The organism is Oerskovia sp. PE-21s (assembly GCF_056158145.1).
Map to the genome: position 1 here is coordinate 461,424 of NZ_JBUXJM010000002.1, position 20,388 is coordinate 481,811.

Below are 20,388 nucleotides of genomic sequence, written 5' to 3' on the forward strand. Positions count from 1 at the left end.
CACAGCCTAGGCCGTGGGGGCCGGGGTCGGTGCCCGGGACGCCCGTGCTGCGAGCCGGACGGGCCCGACCTACCGTCGAGGAGGACCTGGACGCGACCGCGCCCGGGTGCTCTCACGACGACGAGAAGGAGACAACCATGGCTGACACGGACCTGGCGGGCCGCCGCGTCCTGGCGATCGTGACGAACTACGGCGTCGAGCAGGACGAGCTGGTGGTGCCGCTCGAGCACCTGCGTTCGGCGGGGGTGGACGTCGACGTCGCCGCCGTGACGATCGACCCCGTCGAGACCCTGGTGGGGGACAAGGACCCCGGCACCACCGTCCCGCCCACGCTTCGGCTGCAGGACGTCGATCCCGCGGGCTACGACCTGCTGCTCGTCCCCGGCGGCACGCTCAACGCCGACTCGCTGCGGCTCGAGAGCGCGGCCGTCGACGCGGTGACGTCCTTCACCACGACCGGCCGACCGGTCGCGGCCATCTGCCACGGTCCCTGGGTGCTCGTCGAGGCGGGCGTGCTGACGGACAAGACCCTGACGACGTACGCGTCGTTGCGGACCGACGTGCGCAACGCGGGCGGCACCTGGGAGGACAGGCCGGTGGTCCGGGACGACGCGGGCGGGTGGACGCTCGTGACGTCCCGCGACCCGGGCGACCTCCCCGACTTCCTGCGCGAGATCGACGCCGTCCTGGCCGAGCGCGCCTGACGCGAGTCCGCGGACAGCACGAAGGCCCTGGCTCCCGTGGGGAGTCAGGGCCTTCGGCGTGCGGGGACCCGGTCGGCGGGCGGCGCCGGGGGGTCGAGCCGCGTCATGCGGTGTGACGGGGTCGGCGGGATCGCCGGGTGTGCTCCGGGAGGCGCGTCGTCGTCCGGCGCAGCGAGCTGCGGCGGCGGGTCTGCTCCTGGAGCTGTTCGCGCCGACCGAGGTCGGCGACGTCGTACATGAGCTGGGGATGCATGGTGGTGTCTCTCGTGACGTCGGATTCGTGGACCTGGCCGGGCCCTCCACCGCCCGGTACTGACCGGACGGACGCCACCGCGGTGATGGGTGCCACACTTCCACCTCCTCGCCGAGCGGCGCACCCCTTTTTCTCCCTAGGCTCTCGGGATGAACCCTGACGACGAGGCGCGCGACGCCCGAGGTGACCTGAGTGCGGGGGAGGGGACGCCGTCGGGCGGGCGGGACGTGTGGCGCTCGCGGCTCGTCGCCGCGCTGCCCGGCCTGGTCCTGATCGTGATCGGCGTCCTGGGCTTCCTGGTCGTCTACGACTCCGTGCGCGAGCGCGACGACCTCTGGTTCACCGACGACGTGGTGCTGGAGTGGATGGTCGCGCACCGGAGCGCGACTGCGACGACCGTGCTGACGTTCATCACCAACATGTTCGGGCCCGTGGTGCTGCCGATCCTCGTCGCGGTGGGCTGCCTGTGGTGGGGGCTCGCGACCAAGCGCTGGTGGGAGCCGGGGCTGCTCGTCGGGGCCATGATCACCTCGACGATCGTCTCGACGGTCCTCAAGGCGGTCGTCGCCCGGCCACGACCCGACGAGTCCGCGATGGTCGTGGCGGGCGTCGAGCGCAGCTTCTCGTTCCCGTCGGGGCACACGATCGGCGCGGCGACCCTCGTGCTCGTCGGGGGATACCTCGTGTGGCGTCAGTGGAAGGAAGGGCGCCAGCGCCGGATCGTGTTCGCGCTGTGGGTAGTGGTGAGCGTCGTCGTCATCGTCGTCGTGGGCGGCAGTCGGCTCTACCTCGGCTACCACTTCGTGACGGACGTCCTGGCGGGGGCGAGCCTGGCCGTGGCGGTGCTCGGAGGCGTGGTCGTGATCGACCGGCTGCACGACCTGCGGGACGACCAGCCGCGTGCCCGGAGCATCGCCTGAGGCCCCCTCGCGGGTGAATTCCGTGGGCCAGGGCGCCTGTGGACCGGCCTGTTTCCTTGTGCCGCCTGGGTTCCGAGCCGAGCGGCGCTGAAGGGCCCGTGCGTCGTCCACTACCTTGAGCGCGCACACCCCGACCCCGCGCGCCGGTCTCACCGCACCGCTCGGCACGAACAGAAGGACTGAGCGATGGCGAAGAAGTCTGCCGGTGTAGCCCCGGGCGTGATCGCCCTGATCGTCGGGGTCGCGGTCGCGTACTACGCGGTGGCCTGGCCCTACCTCGTGGGGACGTGGCTCGCGGTCCAGATGGGGGCCGGGCTCCCGTCGACGCAGCGATCCGTCCTGGGGTGGGTCTTCGAGGTCCTGTACCTCGCGGTGCTCGCCGTCGTCGCGGTCCGTTGGCTCGCGGCGCGCCGCTCGCCGGCCGGTGCCCGGACCAGGCCCGTGCCGGGGCGTCTCGTCGGGATCGGCGTCGCCGCCGTGGCCGCGACCGCGCTCGTGTCCACGGGGGCCGTCGCGGTCGGGATCAAGGTTGCGCCCTCCGCGGCGCCCGCGCTCGTGGCGGAGGAGGGCGCGCCCCTCGACCTGCTCGACGCCCCTGAGACGGCACTCGTCGAGGCCGACCCCGAGGTGGTCGCCGCGGGGGACGACGCGACGGCCGACCCGGCCGAGCTCGTCCGCTTCGACGACGCCGTGACCACCGCGGGTGCCGAGACCGCGCTCGCCGCGCTCGGGACGCTCGAGGTCAAGGGGCGTGCCCCCAAGACCGGGTACGACCGCGACCAGTTCGGCCCGGCCTGGGCGGACGTCGACCGCAACGGCTGCGACACCCGCAACGACATGCTGGCGCGGGACCTGGTCGACGAGACCTTCAAGCCCGGCACGAAGGACTGCGTCGTGCTCACCGGATCCCTCGCCGACCCGTACACGGCCACGCCCATCGCCTTCCAGCGAGGCAACGCCACGTCGAGCGCCGTACAGATCGACCACGTCGTCGCCCTGTCCGACGCCTGGCAGAAGGGCGCCCAGCAGCTCGACGCCGACACGCGCAAGAGGTTCGCGAACGACCCGCTCAACCTGCTCGCCGTCGACGGACCGTCCAACCAGGCCAAGGGCGCGGGTGATGCCGCGACCTGGCTGCCGCCGAACACCGCCTACCGGTGCGAGTACGTCGCCCGGCAGGTCGCGGTCAAGGTCGGCTACGGCCTGTGGGTCACGCAGGCCGAGCGCGACGCGATCGCCCGCGTCCTGTCGTCGTGCCCCGGGCAGCTCCTGCCGACCGGGGACAGCGCGTACGCCGCGCAGGGGGTCGTCGAGGCGGTCGTCGAGCCTGCACCCGTCGTGCCGGTCCCCGCCCCCGCGCCGGTGGTCCCGGTCCCGGCTCCGGCGCCTGCACCGGCCCCCGCGCCCGCCCCCGCTCCCGCGCCTGCTCCGGCACCCGCCCCGGTGCCCGAGCCCGCACCGGCCGACGTCTTCTACCAGAACTGCGACGCCGTGCGGGCCGCGGGTGCGGCCCCGATCTATGCCGGCGACCCGGGGTTCCAGGGCAAGTTCGACCGTGACAAGGACGGGGTGGGCTGCGAGTAGCCGGGCGCGTCGGCAGCGACGTCCGGAGCCGCTGCCCATTCTAAAGAAGTCTTGCGCAAGACTTCTTTAGAGTTGTAGCGTGGCTGCCATGCCGCAGACCAGCCCGCCCGACGACGCCGCTCACCAGCCCGCGCAGCCCCCAGCTCCGGCGCAGCGCGACGAGGCCGTCACGACCTCCGACCCGGAGCGCATCCGCGCCCTGGCGCACCCGCTGCGCCTCGCGATCCTCGACCTGCTCGACGACGAGGGTCAGGCCACCGCCACGCGCTGCGCGCAGGTCACGGGGGGGTCGGTCGCGAGCTGCTCGTTCCACCTGCGGATGCTCGCCAAGTACGGGTTCATCGAGCCCGCCGAGCGGGTCGGGCGCGAGAAGCCGTGGAAGCCCGTGGGTACGGGGCGCACCAGCCGCTACGACCCCGAGCAGCCCGAGTCGCTGCGCGCCGCGGGCGAGCTCGCACGGATCGTCGTCGACCAGGAGGCTGCCCGGATCGCGCACTGGATCGACGGTGCGCCCCGCCAGCCCCACGAGTGGCTGCTCGCCTCGGTCATGACCAAGAGCTCGTTCTGGGCGACGCCCGCCGAGCTCACCGAGCTCTCGCGCGAGCTCCAGGCGATCACCGACCGCTTCGAGGGCCGCTGGGCGCACCCCGAGCTCCGACCCGAGGGCTCACGGCCCGCCCGGCTCTTCGGCGTCGTCAACGCGGACCCGTTCGACCCCGACGCCCCGGCGTCCGCCGCAGCCCCGCCCGCTCCCGGCGCGGGCTCGTCCACCCCCGGCTCGGTCGCGATCGAGCTGCCGACCGGCGAGGAGGCCGGCGCATGACCACGGACACCCACACCGCGGCTCTGGTCAAGCAGGCGCTGCGCACGCGCCCCTTCCGCCTCCTGACGGTCGCGTGGGGCTTCACGAACTTCGCGGACTCGGTCCTCGCGGTCATCTTCGCGGTGTGGGTCAAGGACCTCACGGGATCGAACGGCACCGCGGGCCTCGTGTTCGCGGCGCTGGGCCTCCCGGCGCTCGTCTCGCCGCTGCTCGGCCAGGTCGCCGACCGCGTCTCGCGCCGCCGCATGATGATCGTCGCCTACCTCGTCGGCGCGGTCTCTCTGCTCTCGCTGTTCGCGGTCCGCGGTCCGGACCAGGTGTGGCTGATCTTCGTCGTCACGGTGCTGTACTCAGGGATCGGGTTCGCGACGGCCGCTGCGCAGTCCGGCCTGATCCGCGACCTGCTGCCCGACGAGGCGCTCGGGTCCGCCAACGGCCGGCTCACGACGATCGACCAGACGTTCCGTCTCGTCATGCCGGTCATCGGTGCGGGCGTGTACGTCGCGGTCGGGCCGCTGCCGCTCGTCGTCTCGGCCGTGGTCGCGTTCGTGGTCGCGGCGTTCGTCGTGTCCCGGATCGTGCTCGTCGAGACCCCGCCGACGCCGCAGGACGAGCGCGAACCGTTCCTCGCCGAGATCACCGCGGGCTTCCGGCACCTGATCCGCACGGCCCCGCTCGGGGTCCTGACCGTCGCGCTCGCGGTCGCGTTCGGGGCCGTGGGCGTCCTCAACGCGGTGAGCTTCGCGGTCATCGAGAACGGCCTGGGGCTGGGTCCGGAGATGCTCGGTCCGATCTCGAGCGTCCAGGGAGTCACGGCGATCGTCGCGGGCCTCACGGCAGCGCGCATGATCAAGCGGATCGGCTCGCAGCGCCTGGTCGCGCTCGCGCTCGGGATCGTGACGCTCGGGATCCTGCCCGCCCTGGGGACGAACCTCGTCGCGATCATCGTGGGGATGGGCGCGATCGGGCTGGGCGTCACGTGGGCGATCGTGGGCTTCGTGACCGAGCGCCAGCTCAAGACCCCGTCGACGCTCCAGGGCCGCACCTCGGCCGCGACGAACATGCTGCTCAACGTGCCGCAGCTCGTCATGACCGTGGTCGCCGCGGCCGTCGTCGGGGCCGTCGACTACCGCCTGCTCGTCGGCGTCACCGCGGCGGGGCTCGCGGTCTCGGTGCTGCTCTCGCTCAAGGGCTCGCGCGCGTCGGCGGCCGAGGAGGCCGCGGAGCCCGCGCAGGCCGCCGGACGGTGAGTGCATGGTTCGGCCGCGACACGCCCGGCGAGTCGCCACCGAACCACGCACTCAGCGGGCTGCGAGCGCCGCGTCCACGGCGGCCTCGAACCGCACGCGCGCCCGACGGCGCCGCGCCCGCCAGGCCAGCACCGCACCGACCAGCAGGGTCGCCAGGGCGAGCGCCGACCACGGGACCGCCCACAGGTGCCCCTCGCCCGTGGCGGGGGGCACGGGGTGGGAGGCGGCGCCGTCGGGCAGGGTGGTGCTCGCCGTCGTGGCGACGACGGGCGCGAGGGTCACCGACGCCCCGAGCCGCCCGAGCGGCGCGACGCCGCTCACCGTCCCCGTGAGGGTGAGCGCGTCGCCCGGCAGGAGCTCGGGCAGGTCGCCCAGCGGGACCGACACGCTGCCGACAACGCCCGCGACCGTCGCCGAGAGCGGGCCCGTGAGGCGCACGTTGCCCGTGTTGGTCACCGTGAACGAGACCTGCACGTCCCCGGTGCCCACGGGGTTCCACGACCCGGCGTAGTCGGCGTCGACGGCCGTGACGGTCGCCGACGGAGCGAGGTCTCCTGCGACCCGGACCAGGACGCGCGTGCCGAGGCGTCGGTCGACCGACACCCCGCCCTCGCCCGCCCCCGTCACGAGCGAGGTCACGAGCGCGGCCGTGTGGTCGCCGGGGGTCGCGTCGGCGGGGACCGTCAGCGTGAAGGGGACCGTGGCCCGTTCGCCCGGGCCCACCTCGACGCGCGCAGCGTCCGCGGTGATCCATGCGCCCAGGTCCACGGACGTCGCGCCCGCGGGCAGGACGTCGAGCGCACCCGTGGGCGAGGTGAAGGCGTCGGCCGCGTAGACCGCGAGGTCGAGCGGCACGTCGCCGCGGTTGGTCACGACGAGCTCGTCCGTGATCGTGGCCCCGGGGTCGAGGGCGAGGTCGAACGTCGGGGCCGAGGCGGGGGCCACGCCCCAGGTCACAGGTGTGCTGCCCGGTGCCGCGCCGACGGGCGCTTCGAGGGCCCCGGCCGGGGTGGTCGACAGCAGCGCTGCGACCACCCCGGCCAGGACGGCCGCCGCACCGCGACGACGACGGGAGGACGCGGTGCGACGGTCCACGGCCGGTCAGCCGATCGCCGTGAGGGTCAGCGTGGCCGTGTACGTCCCGGCCGCCGCGTCGACCGGGAAGCGCAGGTCGAGGTCGGCGCCGAGGACCGCGCTGCCCGGCTCGTGCCCGGCCGCGGCCGAGCCCAGGAGGGCCGAGTCGGCGAGGCCGTTGCCGCTCACGAGGCCCGAGGCCACGGGGGCACCCGCGAGCGTCCCGCCGCCCGGCGTCACGAGCGCCGGGGTCCAGCCGAGGTGCTTGCCGGGCAGCGTGCGCGCGCCCGCGCCGGAGCCGCTCGTGAAGTCCCCGACCTGGGCCGAGACGGACCACGCGGGAGCCGTTGCCCGGGTGTCGGTGACCGTCACGGCGCCCAGGCGCCCGGTCGCCGCGAGGTGATCGCCCGCGAGCCCGGCCGTGCCGAGGTCCACGACGCGGCTGCCGCCGTCGACCGTCCACACGAACTCGCCCGGCTCGACGGGCACGGCGGGGACGGTGACCGTGAGGTCGATCTGGCCGTCGTCGGGCTCGGCACCGGGCACGTCGACGCCGTAGAACGTCGTGGTGCCCGAGATCTCGTTCCCGACCGCGAGCAGCGGGGTGCCCGTGGGCGAGTCGCTCGCGGGGACGAACGTGAGGCCCTCGGGACCCAGGTCGCCCGCCTCGGCGAACTTCTCGGGCGTCGCCTCGGCGCTCACCGAGAAGTCGCGGTGGTTGACGTAGGACACGTAGGTCGCGCGCGCGGGGTCGGTGACGTCGAAGACCGCGATGCCGCCCACGCGCTCGAAGCCGATGAACGCGTAGGTGCGACCGCCGACCGCGCCCAGCGTGAGCCCCTCGGGCTCGGGGCCCTTGTCGTCGCTGCGCCCGTCGAACCCGGACGCGGTGTGGTTCGAGTTGAAGTAGCCCGGGTTGACCGAGGCCACGAGCTGCTCGAACGCGTCGCCCGAGTCGAAGACCTGACGGCCGTCGGTCGACCAGATCGAGAACGACCGCGACCCGTAGGAGTACAGCTCGTCGTAGCACGAGCCGTCGGCGCGCAGCCCGCTCGCGGTGCTGACGTTGAACCGGCCCAGGTGGGCGTCCGCGGTGAGGTCGGCGAGCGTCGCCGGGTTGCCGGGCGCGCCGACGAACGTCGAGAACGCGTCGGCGCACAGACCCGGGACACCCTTCTTGCCGAGGTCCTTGACGCGCGCGACCTCGGAGTACCCGGCCCAGTCGCGCGAGTCGCCCTCGTTGGCCGTGACGAGGTACGTCGCGCCGCCCGCCTGGTAGGAGGCGATCGTGTCGGGCTGGTAGAGGCCCTTGACCGGCCACGCGCGGATGTCGATCTTCCCGTCCTTGTCGGACGCGTCGAGTCCCTTGCCCGCGGCGAGGTGGTCCTGCGTCCCGAGCGGCAGCAGGTCCGTCACGGTCGCGCTCGCGACGTCGACGACCGCGAGCGCGTTCGCCTCCTGGACGCTCGCGTAGGCGAGGGTGCCGGTCGCGTCCCACGCGATGTACTCGGGCTCGAGGTTCTCCGACACCGGGCGATCGGGCGTGCCGGTGCCCGCGGCCTCCCGGCCGCCGAACACGCGGACCCCGGCCGGGAGCGGCTCGGCGCCACCCGCCTCGAACGCGTGGAACGTCGCCGTACGGACGTCCGCCTGGGCGGCGCTCGCGAGGCTCGCGGGCGCCGTGACGATCGAGATCGAGCCCTCGGGGTCGACGCTGTAGTCGTCCGCGGGCTCGCCCTCGTTCGCGACCGCGATGCGCGAGCCGTCGGGCGAGAACGTCACCATGTCGGGCAGCGCGCCCACGCGCACGGCGCCGAGGATCGCGTTCGCGGGGGCGGCACCCGGCGTGGTCACGGGCGCGGCGGCGTCGAAGAGGACGAGCCATCCGTCGTCGGTCTTGGTGCTCGACTCGACTGCGGCCACCGCGAGGCCGTCGGGGCGGATCGCGACCGAGTTCACGACGGCGTCCGCCGCGACGACCGAGCCGTCCGCGGAGGCCGTGCCGCCGACCGCGAGCTCGAACAGCCGGGTCGGGGCCGAGGGGTCCTGGGCGTCGAGCACGTCGACCTTGCCGGACTGCGCGTTGACGACGAACAGGCGCTTCGAGGCCGCGTGGAACGCGACGATCTCCGCCGCGGACTCGTCGAGCTGGCCCGTCGAGTACGTGCCGAGCGGCGAGAGCGTGACGGCAGGGGGGACGGACGGGTCGGGGGCCGCGACGGCCGTGCCGACGCCCCCGAACGTCCCGGCGGCGACCGCGACCGCGAGGCCGGCGGCCACGACGCCGACCGCCTTCGGGTACGGCAGGCGGGACTGGTGAACCACGCGCATTCCGTGCTCCTCGTTCCGATGGCCCTGCAGGGTGCAGGGCAGACGCTCGGAACCTAGGCCCGGCCGGTGTCGAGCCGGTGAACGGCGGCCGACGGGACGAGGGCCGCCGGATGACCGATGGGGCGTACGCGACGAATCCGGCATCCCAGCGCCTAGGGGATGACCCTGGGGCGCCGACAGTGAGCCTGCGACGAGAGGTGGAGGCCATCGGTCGCGAGGTCCCGCGAGCGGCGCAGGCGGGCGCGCGCAGGACCCGACCAGGACCCGACGCGTCGGCCCAAGGAGCCTCCGTAGCGTCGATGCCATGACCACGAACCCCACGTCCCCGTCCCTCGCCCGCCGTTCCCGCACCCTCGCCGTCGTCGCCCTCGGAGGCCTCGCAGCCCTCGCGCTCAGCGCGTGCGGGGGCCTCTCCGAGAGCCTCTCGGAGCGCAACGACGGCCACACCAAGACCTACGCGTTCGACACCGGCAAGGAGGGCAAGGCCGACGAGGTCGTCCCGGCCTGGGTGCCCGATGACGCCGCGACCGTCCAGGGGATCTTCCGCACCACGGGCACGGAGCGCCTGCTCACGTACCGGGGGAGCCTCGACGGCCTGCCGGCCGACTGCACGACCGTCTCGGCCGAGAACCCCCTCACCCCGCAACCCGAGCGCGAAGGGTTCACGGCCGAGGACTACCGGACCGAGGCCACGCTGCTGGCCACGTGGTGGCCCGACGGGCAGGAGAGGGCGAGCACCGTGATGTGCGGCAAGTGGTGGATCTCCGCGGACGGCGAGGACGTGTACGCGTTCACGCCCGAGCTCACGAGGGTCGAGATCGAGGAGCAGCCGACCCCGGCGGCGACGTAGGGCCGGCTGCAGGTCGGGTGCGGGTGAGATGCGGTGACCTGCGAGAACACGACAGGACTCGCGGGCGCGCGCTCAGCGGTCCCGCCCCGCGCGCCGACTACTGTCACCCGGATGGACTCGACACGACGCACCGTCTCGACGCGGCGCACGACCTGGCAGGAGCTCGCACCGCAGGTGCGCGCGGACGTCGAGGAGATCCTGGGCGGCGAGGTGGTCCTGGCCGAGAGCCAGGCGCACGGGTACTCCCCGGGTAGCGCCGACCGCGTGCGCACCGCTGCGGGTGACCGGGCCTTCGTCAAGGCCGTGAGCCGCTCGCGCAACGCCGACGCGTACGACATCCACCGCCGCGAGCTCGACGTGCTGCGCCGCCTGCCGGGCGCCGCGCCCGCCCCCCGGCTCCTGGGCGCGCACGAGTCCGACGAGTGGGTCGCACTCGTGATCGAGGACGTCGACGGCCGCCACCCCGGCCTACCGCCCGAGCGCCGCGAGCTCATCGCGCTCCTCGGAGCGCTCCTCGAGCAGCCCGTGGTCCGGGACCCCTCGGGCTCCTCGCCGTTCCCCGACGCGACGGCCGAGCTCGCCCCGTCGTTCGACGGCTGGACGCGGCTGCGCTCCGACGGTGACCTGTCGGCGCTCCCGGCCTGGGCCACCAGCCACCTCGACGAGCTCGAGGCGCTCGCGGCCGGGGCGGCCCGCGCCGCGCACGGCGACCGGCTCGTCCACCTCGACCTCCGGTTCGACAACCTGCTGGTCGACACGTCCGCGCGCGTGTGGGTCGTCGACTGGCCGTGGGCCGGGACGGGCGCGCGCTGGATCGACGGCGTGACCCTGCTGCTCGACGCGCGGGTCAACGGCAGCACGGTCGACGTCGACCGGATCACGGCGACCCACCCGCTGTTCCGGGGGGCCACGCGGGAGGACGTCGACGCGTTCCTCGCGGGCCTCGCCGGGTACTTCTTCGACGCGGCACGTCACCCCGCCCCGCTGAACATGCCGACTCTGCGCGCGTTCCAGCGACGGCAGGGCGTCGTCGCGATCGAGTGGCTCGAGCAGCGGAGGGCCTGAACAGCGGGACCGGGCGGGCCCTGAACGAGGGGGCAGCGCGAGGGGCAAGGGTCAGCCGTTCCAGGGGACCTCGAGGTCGAGCACCCAGGTGACGCCGAAGCGGTCCGTGAGCATGCCGTAGAGGGGCGACCACGGGGCCTGGGCGAGGGGGACGAGGACCGTGGCACCGTCGCAGAGCCCGCCCCAGTAGCGGCGGAGCTCGTCGGTGTCCGTGCCGCGGACGGACACGAAGACCGGGATGACCCCCGGGTCGTGGCTCGTGTGCGAGGGCACGTCGTAGGCCATGACCCGGAAGCCGGCGTCGGAGGCGACCTGGCCCCACATGACCTGGTCGGCCTCGGTGGGCTCGGTCACGGCGTGCGCGTCGGCATAGGTCACGGCGGCGAGGTGCCCGCCGAAGACCTCCTGGTAGAAGGTCAGCGCGTCGCGGGCGGTCCCGCGGAAGTTCAGGTGCGTGGTGGTGGCGACGGTCATGTCGGCTCCTCGGTCGGTCCGTGCCGGGGCGGGCGCCCCGTCGAGGACCACTGTGCCGAGCCATGAGGTCAGGTTCTGTCCTCATGGTTCGTAGCATGGAGGACATGAGCCAGCCCGCCGGTACGGCCGCACGTCTGCTCGCCCTGCTGTCGCTGCTCCAGGCGCGCCGGGACTGGCCCGGCCCGGTGCTCGCCGAGCGCCTGGGCGTCAGCCTCCGGACCGTGCGCCGGGACGTGGACCGCCTGCGCGACATGGGCTACGAGATCCGTGCCGGTCGCGGGTCCGTGGGCGGGTACCGCCTGGACGCCGGCGCCGAGCTGCCGCCGTTGCTGCTCGACGACGACCAGGTCACGGCCATCGCCGTGGCCCTGCAGGCGGTGCCCCTCGCGGCGGCCGGCGTCGAGGACGCCGCGGGACGGGCGCTCTCCACGATCCGCCGCGTCATGCCGAGCCGGTTGCGCACCCGGGTCGACGCGGTGCGGTTCACGACGCTCGCCGACGACGCCCCGGCGCGCGAGGTGGCGACGGACGACCTGGCCCTCCTGTCGACCGCGATCCGCACCCGCGAGGTCGTCCGCTTCGACTATCTCGGGAGCACGCGGACACCCCAGGAGCGCCCCCGGCCGCCACGGCAGGCCGAACCGCACCATCTCGTGGCCGCCCGCCGCCGCTGGTACCTGGTCGCATGGGACCTGGGTGCCGCGGAGTGGCGGATCTTCCGCGTCGACCGCATGGTCCCCCGCGCGCACACCGGCCCGCGGTTCACGCCGCGCACCGTGCCGGGCGAGGACGTCCAGCAGTTCGTCGCGGCCCGGTTCAAGGGAGGACCCTCGAACGACTGGCCGTGCCGCGGGAAGGTCGTCGTCGACCTCCCGGCACGGGCCGTCGCGCCGTTCGTCGACGACGGGGTCGTCGAGGACCTGGGGGCCGAGCGTTGCGGCGTCGAGGTCGGGGCGTGGTCGTGGACGGCCCTGGCCGCACTGCTCGGACGCTTCGGGGCGGACGTGCACGTCGTCGAGCCACCGGAGCTCCGAGCCGCGTTCGGGGAGCTCGCCGAACGCTTCGCCCGGACGTCCACCTGCGGCGACCCGGGCCGCTGACCCAGCCGCTGACCCGGCCCGCTGACCCGGGCTCAGTCGTCGAAGCCGCGCGCCCGCAGGGCCTCGCCGAGCGCGTCGGCCTGCCGCATCGCGCCCACGACGAGCGGGACGGCGAAGGCCCGCACGTCGCGCTCGTGGCCGCGGGCTCGTTGCGCGTCACGGACCCGTCCCGCCAGGTCTGCGATCACGGGCACGCTGCGCAGCGCGAGGGCAAGCACGAGCGCGATGCGCTCGACGTCCACACCGACGCGCTCGAGCGGCCAGAGCCCGCGCTCGATGGCCGCGAGCAGGTCGGAGGCCCGCGTCGTGCAGGTCACGAGGCCCGCGAGCGCCACGAGCACCAGGAGGCGCGTGCTGAGGACCGCGGCGGACGTGAGGTCCATGAGCCACCACTGGAGCGCGAAGACCACGGGCAGGAACAGGCGCAGGGGTCGCACCTGCCCCCACGCGGCCCGCCACCCGAGGCCCGCGACCGCGTAGAGCCCTGCGACCGCGAGAGCGGCGAGGCCCACGCCCACGGCGTCACGCACGAGCAGCAGGGCCAGCGAGCACGCCATGAGCGCGGCGAGCTTGGGCCCGGCGGGGGCGCGGTGCAGCGGCGAGCGCCCGACGACGTAGGCACCGGCCGTGTGGTGTGTCGCGCCACGTGGGGGGCTCGGGTCGGTCACGGCCGCTCGTCCAGGAGCCGGCGGTAGTACGCGACGGCCGGTGCGGGCGCGTCGTCGGCCACGATGCGTCCCTCGTCCACCACGAGCACGCGGTCGTAGCCCGTCATCAGGTCGAGGTCGTGCGAGACGAGCACGACCTGCTGCGGGATCTCGGTGAGCAGCGCGGCGACGCGGCGCGTGTTGCGCAGGTCGAGCAGGGTCGTGGGCTCGTCGGCCACGACGAGGCGCGGCGAGGTCACGAGGACCGACGTGAGCGCGAGGAGCTGCTTCTGGCCCCCCGAGAGCAGGTGTGCAGGGTGGTCGGCGTGGCCGTCGAGGCCGTGGCGCGCGAGCCAGCCCGCGACGAGCCGGTCGCGGCCGGCACGGTCGTGATCGCTGCGGCGTAGCGAGTAGGCGACGTCCTCGGCGACGGTGGGCATGACGATCTGCGCGTCGGGGTCGGAGAACACGAAGCCGACGCGTCGCCTGACCTGGGCCCCCGAGCGTCGTGTGTCGAGGCCGTTGACCCGCACGGTGCCGCGCGTGGGCAGCACGAGCCCGTTGAGGAGCCGCGCGAGGGTGCTCTTTCCCGAGCCGTTCGCGCCGACGATCCCGATGCGCCGCTCGCGCAGCTCCGTGGTGACCCCGCGCAGGACGTCGCGCTCGCCCAGGCGCACGTGCACGTCCTCGAGCCCGACGACGCAGCCCACCTCGGGTGTCGCGGCCGCCGGATCCCGGGCCGGGTTCTCGACGGTCGACCTGTGCATGCCTGCCCCTCTCATCGGACCACCTCGAACATCCCGGCCACGCCCAGCCCGCCGCCCACGGCTGCGGCCGCGAGACCGAGCGAGCCCGCCGGGGCCCCCGCGCGCACGAGCCTGCTGAACAGCCGCACGACCGACACGGCTCCGCTCGCCCCCCACGGGTGACCCAGCGCCAGGGCGCCGCCGTCCGCGCACAGGCGAGCGTCGTCGTCGGGCAGACCGAGCGCGTCGGTGAACGTCAGGACCTGCGCCGCGAAGGCCTCGACGAGCTCGATCGCGACGAGGTCGTCGGCGCTGCGGCCCGTGCGGGCCAGGAGCTCGCGCACGGCCGGGACCGGCCCCCAGCCCGGCAGTCGCGGGTCGCAGCCGCGCGTCACGCCGCCCACGAGCCGCAGGCCGGGCACCCCGAGGCGCGCACGCACGCGCTCCGGGACGATCGCGACGACCGCGGCTCCGTCGCTGACCGGGCTCGCGTTGCCCGCCGTCACCGTGCCGCCCGGCGTGAACGCCGACGGGAGGCGCGCGAGCCGCGCGCGGTCGAGCGGGCGAGCGCGCTCGTCGCGGGCGAGCCTCCCGACCGGGACGGTCTCCTCGGCGAAGCGACCCGCCGCGTGGGCGGCGAGGGCGCGTGCGTGCGAGCGGGCGGCGTAGTCGTCCTGGCGCTCGCGGCCGATGCCCCGCTCGCGCGCCAGGGCGTCGGCGGCGGCGCCCATGTCCGGGTCGCCGAGCTCGGCCGGGGTGAAGGGGGCGCGGTCGTACGGGACCGGCTCGGCCCTCGATCCGCGGGGTGGTCGGTGGGCGCGCAGCGGGGAGGTCGAGGCGCTCTCCACCCCTCCGGCCAGCACCAGGTCGCCGTCCCCGGCGCGGACGGTCTGGGCCGCGAGCAGGATCGCGGCCAGCCCGCTGCCGCACTGCCGGTCGACCGTGACCCCGGGGACGTGCTCGGTCAACGTTCCGCCCGCGTCGCGCAGCGAGGCCGCGAGCACCGCGACCCGTCCGAGGTTCCCGCCGGGTCCCGTGCAGTTCCCGAGCACGACGTCCTCGACGCTCAGGCCGTGGTCCGCCGGGAGGCCGGCGAGCGTCGCGCCCAGGACGGGGGCGGCGAGGTCGGTCGCCGAGAGGTCCGCGTGCCCGTGGCCCGCCGTGCCGATCCAGGTCCGCCGCGCGGCGACGACCACGGGGGAGCCGGGCGACGCGCTCACCGCAGCGCCTCGTACGCGGGCTCCCCGGACAGCAGCGCCTCGCTGATCGCGCCGCGCGCGGCCTTGCCCGACGGCGTCCGCGGCAGCTCGCGCACGCCGTACCAGTGGCGCGGGCGCTGGGCCGAGGACAACGAGGCCCTGGCCACGCGTTCGAGGTGCGCGCGCAGCCCCGGCCGGTCGGCGCACTGCACCACGGCCGTCACGACCGCGCCGAGGCGGCGGTGCGGGGTCCCGACGACCACGACGTCCTCGACGCCGGGGATCGCGCGCAGCACGACCTCGACGTCCTCGGGAACCACGGTCGCGCCGCCCGTGAGGATCGCGCCGTCGCCCCGGCCGCGCAGGACGAGCGGGGCGCTCTCTCCTGGGGTGGGCTCGGCGACGGGCACCTCCGCGAGGTCGCCCACGGTGCACCAGTCTCCGTCGCGGCGGAACGGGCCGGTCGCCCGGGCGAGGTACCCCTGCGCGACCCACGGCGACCGCACCCAGACCTCGCCGAGCGTCGCTCCCGGCAGCTCGCGCACCTCGACCTCGACCCCTGGGAAGGGACGCAGGCCCGTGCCGTCGGTGTCGATCGCGACGAACGACAGCTCGACGGCCCCGTAGTAGGTCACGACGCCCACCCCGGCGCGCGCCGCGCGCTCGCGCACGTCGTCCGGCAGCGAGGCGCCGCCGACCACGGCGGTCCGCAGTCGGCTCGGGGCGCCCGCCTCGACCGCGTCGAGGATCGGTTCGAGCGCCGAGGGCACGAGGTGCACGACGTCGGAGGTCGCCAGGGCCGTCGTGATCGCGGCGTCGCCCTTGGCGAGCTGGACGCACGCCCCCGTCGCGAGCGCGTGCACGGCCGCGAAGCAGTACAGCGACGACGCGAGCGGGCCGGGCACCAGCACGGTGTCCTCCGACCGGGTGCCCGTGAGCCGTGCGGCCGCAGGGAACGACCCCGTCCAGGAACCGCGCGTGCGCACGACCGCGCGGGGGCGACCCGTGCTGCCCGACGAGAACCCGGCCCACGCGAGATCCGACGCCGACGGCTCGACGGGAGAGGCGTCGTCGGGCGCGCTGCCCACGACCGGGCCGCTGAGCGGGGCGAGCGCGTCCGCCGCGCTGCCCCGCGGGAGCGGAACCTCGACGAAGCCCGCCGGGGCGATCGTCCGCAGGACCTCGGCGCGCTGGGACCGCGACCACGTGTGGTCGCAGACGAGAGGCGTGGCGCCCGCGAGGTCGACCGCGAGGAGGGCCGTGAGGAGATCGACCGGGTCGGGCAGCGAGATCGCGACGACGTCACCCACGACCGTCCCCGTCGCCCGCAAGAACTCCGCTCCTGCCGCGACGTCCGCGGCGAGGGCTCGGTAGGTGCGGGAGCGTTCCGGTGCGCGCAGCGCGCAGCGCCCCCCTGCGGAGCTGCGGGCGTGCGCGAGGACGGCGTGGGCGACGGGCATGAGGGGATCGTAGGGCGATCAGGCCGCGGGGCTCGCGGCGGGCTGGGTCTTCGGCGTCCTCGCACCGCGGCGCAGGGGCGACGCGGCCGGATAGGCGCGGACCACGCCGACCGTGACCGAGGCCGCGACCACGGCCTTGAGGAGGTCGCCCGGAAGGTACACGAGCGAGCCGGTCGCGACCGTCTGGAGCGAGAAGCCCGTGACGAGCGCCTGGAGCGGGATGCCCAGGGCGTACATGACGAGCATGCCGCCGACGACGCACGCGGCCAGGACGCGCCAGAAGGTCAGAGTGCGGAAGCGCTCGACGATCAGACCGATCACCGCGGCGCCCACCACGAACCCGATCAGGTAGCCGGCCGACGGGCCCACGAAGACCGCGGGGCCGCCCCGCCCGCCCGACAGGAGCGGGAGGCCCGCCGCGACCAGGGCCAGGAACGTGAGCATCGCGAGCGCGCCGCGCCACGCGCCGAGGAGGGCGCCCGCGAGCATGACGCCGAGGGTCTGGAGCGTGATCGGGACCGCGTTGCCGAACAGGGCCAGGCTCCCCGGCATGCCGAGGACCGCGGTGAGCGCGGCGAACGTCGCGATGCGGGCCGCGTCGGCGGCGGAGATGCGCCAGCGGGAGGTGGCGGGCTCGGGGTGCTGCGCAGGGTGCGCGTGGGTGGGAACGTCGGCGGGCAGGTCGGTGCGCACTGCGCGGGCCACGGGGTCTCCTCGGGAAGGGCGTGAGGTGCCGGGGGGCACGTGTCCACTCTGGTCGGAGACGGGATGCCGGTGCGTCGGCGCCACGAATCAGGTAGAGCAGGGTGTGTTGGCGGAAGTCGACAACCGGTTGGAGGAAACCACCAAGAACAGCAGGGGGTCCTGGATACCTGATGGAGGAACTGACCAAACGGCCGACGACGGCGAGGTGGTCCGGGTGCTGCTCGTCGATCCCGGGGCCCGATTCCTGGATCGCGTGGTGGCTCCGTTGTCCGATCAGGGCGTCGGGTTCGTTGAAGGAGGCGTGTCTGTTCCAGTGGTGGGCGGCGAGGATGTCGCCTGCGTGGACGGTCAGAACGGTGGGGTGAGACTCGATGGATCGTGACGTTGCTCGAGGTGCTGTCCTTCTCGACCGGGTGAACCAGATCGGTTGGATCGGGAACTACGTGCTGTCGTTCGCGATGATCGGCATAGGGATCGCCTTCGACGTGTGGAGTGTGGTGCTCATGGGGCTGGCGGCCGGCGTCCCGGGTGGGCTGGTGACTCACTGCGCGATAGTGCGGCGATCGACGGCGTTCCGGGCTCGACGCCAGGGCAGTCGGCTCGGGGTGTTCGCGGTCGGCCTTGGGCTTGCAGTGACGTTCGTAGCGCTCGGGGGGTGGCTGGGGGGAGTGTGGGCGGCTGGTCCGCTCGGGGTTCTCGTCGTCACCGCAGAGTTCTTCGTCGCGCGGGAGTGGGTGGCGAAGGCCGACGCCGGTCGGGGACCCGCGTAGCGCCACATGGAGAGGACGCACCCCGGCCTCAGCCTCTGTGTGGTGTTCGTGGATCACCCACAATTGTGGGTGATCCACGAACACCACACCCCGCCCCAGCGGAGTTGAACCACGGCGGCCTCGTCGCCATCGTCCGTCACGCCACGAGGCTCAGACCTCCCCAGGCAGCGCCTTGCGGATCACGAGCCGCGTCCAGCCGCCGAGGTAGATGCGGTCGCCGTCGGCGACCTCGCGGCGCTGACCGGCCGGGATCGGGTCGATGGGCAGCTCGCCGCCCGCGGGGCTCAGGTACGTCCCGTTGGAGGACTGGAGGTCCTCGACCCACCAGCGCTGCCCGTCGGTGTTGAGCTGGCAGTGCCGTCGCGAGACGCCGGTGTCGGCGCCGCAGTCGATCTGCGGGTGGATGTTGCGCGACACCGAGGGGCGTCCCACGAGCACGCTGCGCTCGCGCAGCACCACGAGACCGGGCAGCCCGGCCGACGGCAGCGGGTCCTCGGCCTTCTGCGCCTGGTACCAGTCGGGGTCGATCCACACCTCGACGACCCACTGGTCCTCGCCCGGCACGGGCGGGGTCGGCAGGTGCGTCCCCATGCCCGACGGCGTCGCGCCCGTCCGGGCGGACGCCGCCTCGCCCTCTGCCGGGCCGGCGGGAGCAGCGACCGGGGCCGACGACGGGTCACCCGCCTCCGGGTCCCCGACGGGCGGCGTGAGAGCCGCCGGGGCCGACAGCGGGTCGGCGGTGGGCGCTGCCGCAGGCGACCCCGCGGGAGGAGCGACCGGGTCGAGGTCGAGCGACGATGCCGGGGGATCGAGCGGCCCCGACGACCCAGCGGGCGCACCCGCTGACACCGGGGTCGCGGCCGACGGCGCCCCCGCGGGCTCGGGCAGCGAGCCCGTCGTGAAGTCGTAGCCGCAGTTCTCGCAGAACAGCGCCCCGGCCGCAGCCGGGAACGAGCAGTGCGGGCACGCGATGGGCTCGCCACCCGCAGCCGCGCCACCACTGCCGGCAGCACCGGCCGCGGCCCCGACGGACCCGGAGGTCACGGCCGCCGACGCACCGCTCGACGCGGCCCCCATGGGCTCGCCGCACACGTCGCAGTAGTCGGTCGACTCGGACGCGTGCCCGTTGGGGCAGATCGCGCTCATCGCTTGACCCGCGTGGTCTTGGTCGAGGCGGTGTCGAGGGCCATCTCGTCGAGCTTGTCGGTGTTGCGCTTGAGGCGCACGGTGCCCTGCTCCTCGCTCTCGATCTCGACGACCTTGCGCAGGCGCGAGGTCGCCTCGTCGTTGCCGGTCTCGGCCGCCAGCTGCACGGCGCGGCCGAGCTTGACCGTGGCGGTCGCCTCGTCGCCGGCCGCCTTGGCCGCGAGGCCCTCCTGGATCGCGGACGCGAGCTCGGCCTGACCGGTGTAGTGCGCGACCTCCGGGTTGATGCGCGTGGTGAGCGCGCCGTCGTCGGACCACTTGGCCTTCACGAGCCCCGACGAGACCACCTCGCCGTTCACAGCGAGCTGGACGCGCGCCGCGAGCTGCTCGGAGCCCACGGGCTTCGAGGCCACGCGCACGGCCACGTGGTAGTCGCGCGTCTCGTCGCCCCACGACCCCGTGGGGTAGGAGCCCGTGAGCGGGTTGACCACGGCGCGGCGCGTCGTGAGGTCCTCGACCGTCGGGGCGACCTGGCGCACGAACAGCACCTGGGCGCCCTGCGGGGCCCACACGCGCAGGTCCGCGGAGGCGACGCCACGAGACATGGACTTCTGGACGAGCGAGGAGAAGTCGGCAGCGATCTCGCTCGGGTCGGCGATGAGGTCGACCGTGCCGAGCAGGGCCGTCGAGATCTCGCGCAGCTCGTCGACCTGCCAGCGCGAACCGACGCCGCGCGCGTCGCACTGGAACTTCCCGGTCACGGCGCGCACGACCTGCGACAGGTTCTCGCGCGGCTCCGACTCGTTCTTGCCGTCGGTCAGGAGGATCGCGTGACGCTGGGCGGCCTGGGGCACGGTGTCGAAGAGCTGGGCCGCGAGCTGGAGCCACGTGCTCATCGCGGTGCCGCCCGACGGGCTCATCATGGCGATGGCCCGCTTGGCCTCCTCACGGGCCGCGGGCTCCATCTGCACCATCGCGACGCGCGCGTTGGGGTAGGGGAACGCGCGCTGCGCGACGTGGCTGCCGCCGACGATCGCGAACCAGGTCCCGTCGAGGATCTGGTCGACCGCGACCTGCGCGGCGTACTTGGCGGACTCCATGTTGCGTCCGGACATCGAGCCGGACGTGTCGACCATGATGATCTCGGCGACGCCGCCGCCCGAGGTCGCGGCCCCCGCCTGACCTGCCCCTCGGGCGGTCACCGTCACGATGGCGTGCACATCCGTGGCGCCCTCGGACAGGAACTCGTTCTGGAAGACCTCGGCGGAGAACTCGGCCATGGGTTCT

At 74.4% G+C, this 20,388-nt stretch carries 19 protein-coding genes; 9 read left to right on the plus strand and 10 right to left on the minus strand.

Going from position 1 to position 20,388, the window contains the following annotated elements; translation table 11 throughout:
- Window positions 1–137: 137 nt before the first annotated feature.
- The 5 genes from ACZDYF_RS05125 to ACZDYF_RS05145 all read left to right on the plus strand — a co-directional run bounded on the left by ACZDYF_RS05125 (window position 138) and on the right by ACZDYF_RS05145 (window position 5,534).
- A complete protein-coding gene (locus ACZDYF_RS05125) occupies window positions 138–704 on the plus strand; it encodes a DJ-1/PfpI/YhbO family deglycase/protease (RefSeq protein WP_204808357.1) in 567 nt (188 codons plus the stop codon).
- A 402-nt stretch (window positions 705–1,106) separates the two neighbouring features.
- Window positions 1,107–1,877 carry a phosphatase PAP2 family protein gene (locus ACZDYF_RS05130; protein WP_475054258.1) on the plus strand — a complete coding sequence of 257 codons (771 nt, stop codon included), beginning with the start codon at window positions 1,107–1,109 and terminating at the stop codon, window positions 1,875–1,877.
- Window positions 1,878–2,063: 186 nt separating this feature from the next.
- Window positions 2,064–3,461, plus strand: a complete 1,398-nt coding sequence (locus ACZDYF_RS05135) for a GmrSD restriction endonuclease domain-containing protein (protein ID WP_475054261.1) — start codon at window positions 2,064–2,066, stop codon at window positions 3,459–3,461.
- A gap of 88 nt (window positions 3,462–3,549) precedes the next feature.
- Window positions 3,550–4,284 carry a winged helix-turn-helix domain-containing protein gene (locus tag ACZDYF_RS05140; RefSeq protein ID WP_475054265.1) on the plus strand — a complete coding sequence of 245 codons (735 nt, stop codon included), beginning with the start codon at window positions 3,550–3,552 and terminating at the stop codon, window positions 4,282–4,284.
- A complete protein-coding gene (locus ACZDYF_RS05145) occupies window positions 4,281–5,534 on the plus strand; it encodes an MFS transporter (RefSeq protein ID WP_475054268.1) in 1,254 nt (417 codons plus the stop codon). The genes ACZDYF_RS05140 and ACZDYF_RS05145 overlap by 4 nt, the downstream gene beginning before the upstream one ends.
- 51 nt (window positions 5,535–5,585) lie before the next feature.
- Here ACZDYF_RS05145 and ACZDYF_RS05150 read toward each other — a convergent pair whose 3' ends face one another.
- Together ACZDYF_RS05150 and ACZDYF_RS05155 are read right to left on the minus strand one after the other, a co-directional pair.
- Complete coding sequence (locus tag ACZDYF_RS05150) at window positions 5,586–6,629, minus strand: hypothetical protein (protein WP_475054271.1); 1,044 nt, start codon at window positions 6,627–6,629, stop codon at window positions 5,586–5,588.
- Window positions 6,630–6,635: 6 nt separating this feature from the next.
- Window positions 6,636–8,939: a choice-of-anchor I family protein gene (locus ACZDYF_RS05155; RefSeq protein WP_475054274.1), complete on the minus strand. Its 2,304-nt coding sequence runs from the start codon at window positions 8,937–8,939 to the stop codon at window positions 6,636–6,638.
- Window positions 8,940–9,243: 304 nt separating this feature from the next.
- On the opposite strand from ACZDYF_RS05155, the gene ACZDYF_RS05160 reads away from it, so the two are divergent.
- Entirely contained in the window at window positions 9,244–9,789 is a 546-nt protein-coding gene (locus ACZDYF_RS05160; protein ID WP_475054278.1) for a hypothetical protein, read from the plus strand.
- A gap of 111 nt (window positions 9,790–9,900) precedes the next feature.
- Window positions 9,901–10,854: a phosphotransferase gene (locus tag ACZDYF_RS05165; RefSeq protein WP_475054280.1), complete on the plus strand. Its 954-nt coding sequence runs from the start codon at window positions 9,901–9,903 to the stop codon at window positions 10,852–10,854.
- Between the two features lie 51 nt (window positions 10,855–10,905).
- On the opposite strand, the gene ACZDYF_RS05170 is transcribed toward ACZDYF_RS05165, so the two are convergent.
- A complete protein-coding gene (locus ACZDYF_RS05170; RefSeq protein ID WP_475054282.1) occupies window positions 10,906–11,328 on the minus strand; it encodes a VOC family protein in 423 nt (140 codons plus the stop codon).
- Between the two features lie 104 nt (window positions 11,329–11,432).
- Here ACZDYF_RS05170 and ACZDYF_RS05175 point away from each other — a divergent pair, with 104 nt between their 5' ends.
- Window positions 11,433–12,428 (plus strand): helix-turn-helix transcriptional regulator, encoded by a 996-nt coding sequence (locus ACZDYF_RS05175; RefSeq protein WP_475054283.1) that lies wholly within the window; start codon window positions 11,433–11,435, stop codon window positions 12,426–12,428.
- A gap of 32 nt (window positions 12,429–12,460) precedes the next feature.
- Here ACZDYF_RS05175 and ACZDYF_RS05180 read toward each other — a convergent pair whose 3' ends face one another.
- Genes ACZDYF_RS05180 through ACZDYF_RS05200 form a run of 5 tightly spaced genes read right to left on the minus strand, consistent with a single transcriptional unit; the run spans window position 12,461 to window position 17,185 of the window.
- Window positions 12,461–13,096: an energy-coupling factor transporter transmembrane component T family protein gene (locus ACZDYF_RS05180; RefSeq protein ID WP_475054288.1), complete on the minus strand. Its 636-nt coding sequence runs from the start codon at window positions 13,094–13,096 to the stop codon at window positions 12,461–12,463.
- Window positions 13,093–13,842 (minus strand): energy-coupling factor ABC transporter ATP-binding protein, encoded by a 750-nt coding sequence (locus ACZDYF_RS05185; protein WP_475054291.1) that lies wholly within the window; start codon window positions 13,840–13,842, stop codon window positions 13,093–13,095. The genes ACZDYF_RS05180 and ACZDYF_RS05185 overlap by 4 nt, the downstream gene beginning before the upstream one ends.
- A gap of 11 nt (window positions 13,843–13,853) precedes the next feature.
- Window positions 13,854–15,041 (minus strand): thiolase family protein, encoded by a 1,188-nt coding sequence (locus tag ACZDYF_RS05190; RefSeq protein WP_475054294.1) that lies wholly within the window; start codon window positions 15,039–15,041, stop codon window positions 13,854–13,856.
- On the minus strand, window positions 15,038–16,480 hold the full coding sequence (locus ACZDYF_RS05195) for an AMP-binding protein (protein WP_475054297.1): 1,443 nt from the start codon (window positions 16,478–16,480) through the stop codon (window positions 15,038–15,040). Before ACZDYF_RS05195 ends, ACZDYF_RS05190 begins: the two co-directional genes overlap by 4 nt.
- 18 nt (window positions 16,481–16,498) lie before the next feature.
- Window positions 16,499–17,185: a biotin transporter BioY gene (locus tag ACZDYF_RS05200; protein WP_475054299.1), complete on the minus strand. Its 687-nt coding sequence runs from the start codon at window positions 17,183–17,185 to the stop codon at window positions 16,499–16,501.
- A gap of 413 nt (window positions 17,186–17,598) precedes the next feature.
- Between ACZDYF_RS05200 and ACZDYF_RS05205 the strand changes: the two genes are divergently transcribed.
- The gene (locus ACZDYF_RS05205; RefSeq protein ID WP_475054302.1) at window positions 17,599–17,955 is read left to right on the plus strand and encodes a hypothetical protein; all 357 of its coding nucleotides are present in this window, start codon (window positions 17,599–17,601) and stop codon (window positions 17,953–17,955) included.
- Window positions 17,956–18,105: 150 nt separating this feature from the next.
- Here ACZDYF_RS05205 and ACZDYF_RS05210 read toward each other — a convergent pair whose 3' ends face one another.
- Window positions 18,106–19,101, minus strand: coding sequence for an FHA domain-containing protein (locus ACZDYF_RS05210; protein ID WP_475054305.1), 996 nt, complete (start codon window positions 19,099–19,101; stop codon window positions 18,106–18,108).
- Window positions 19,098–20,381 carry a VWA domain-containing protein gene (locus tag ACZDYF_RS05215; RefSeq protein WP_191789209.1) on the minus strand — a complete coding sequence of 428 codons (1,284 nt, stop codon included), beginning with the start codon at window positions 20,379–20,381 and terminating at the stop codon, window positions 19,098–19,100. Before ACZDYF_RS05215 ends, ACZDYF_RS05210 begins: the two co-directional genes overlap by 4 nt.
- Between the last annotated feature and the right edge of the window lie 7 nt (window positions 20,382–20,388).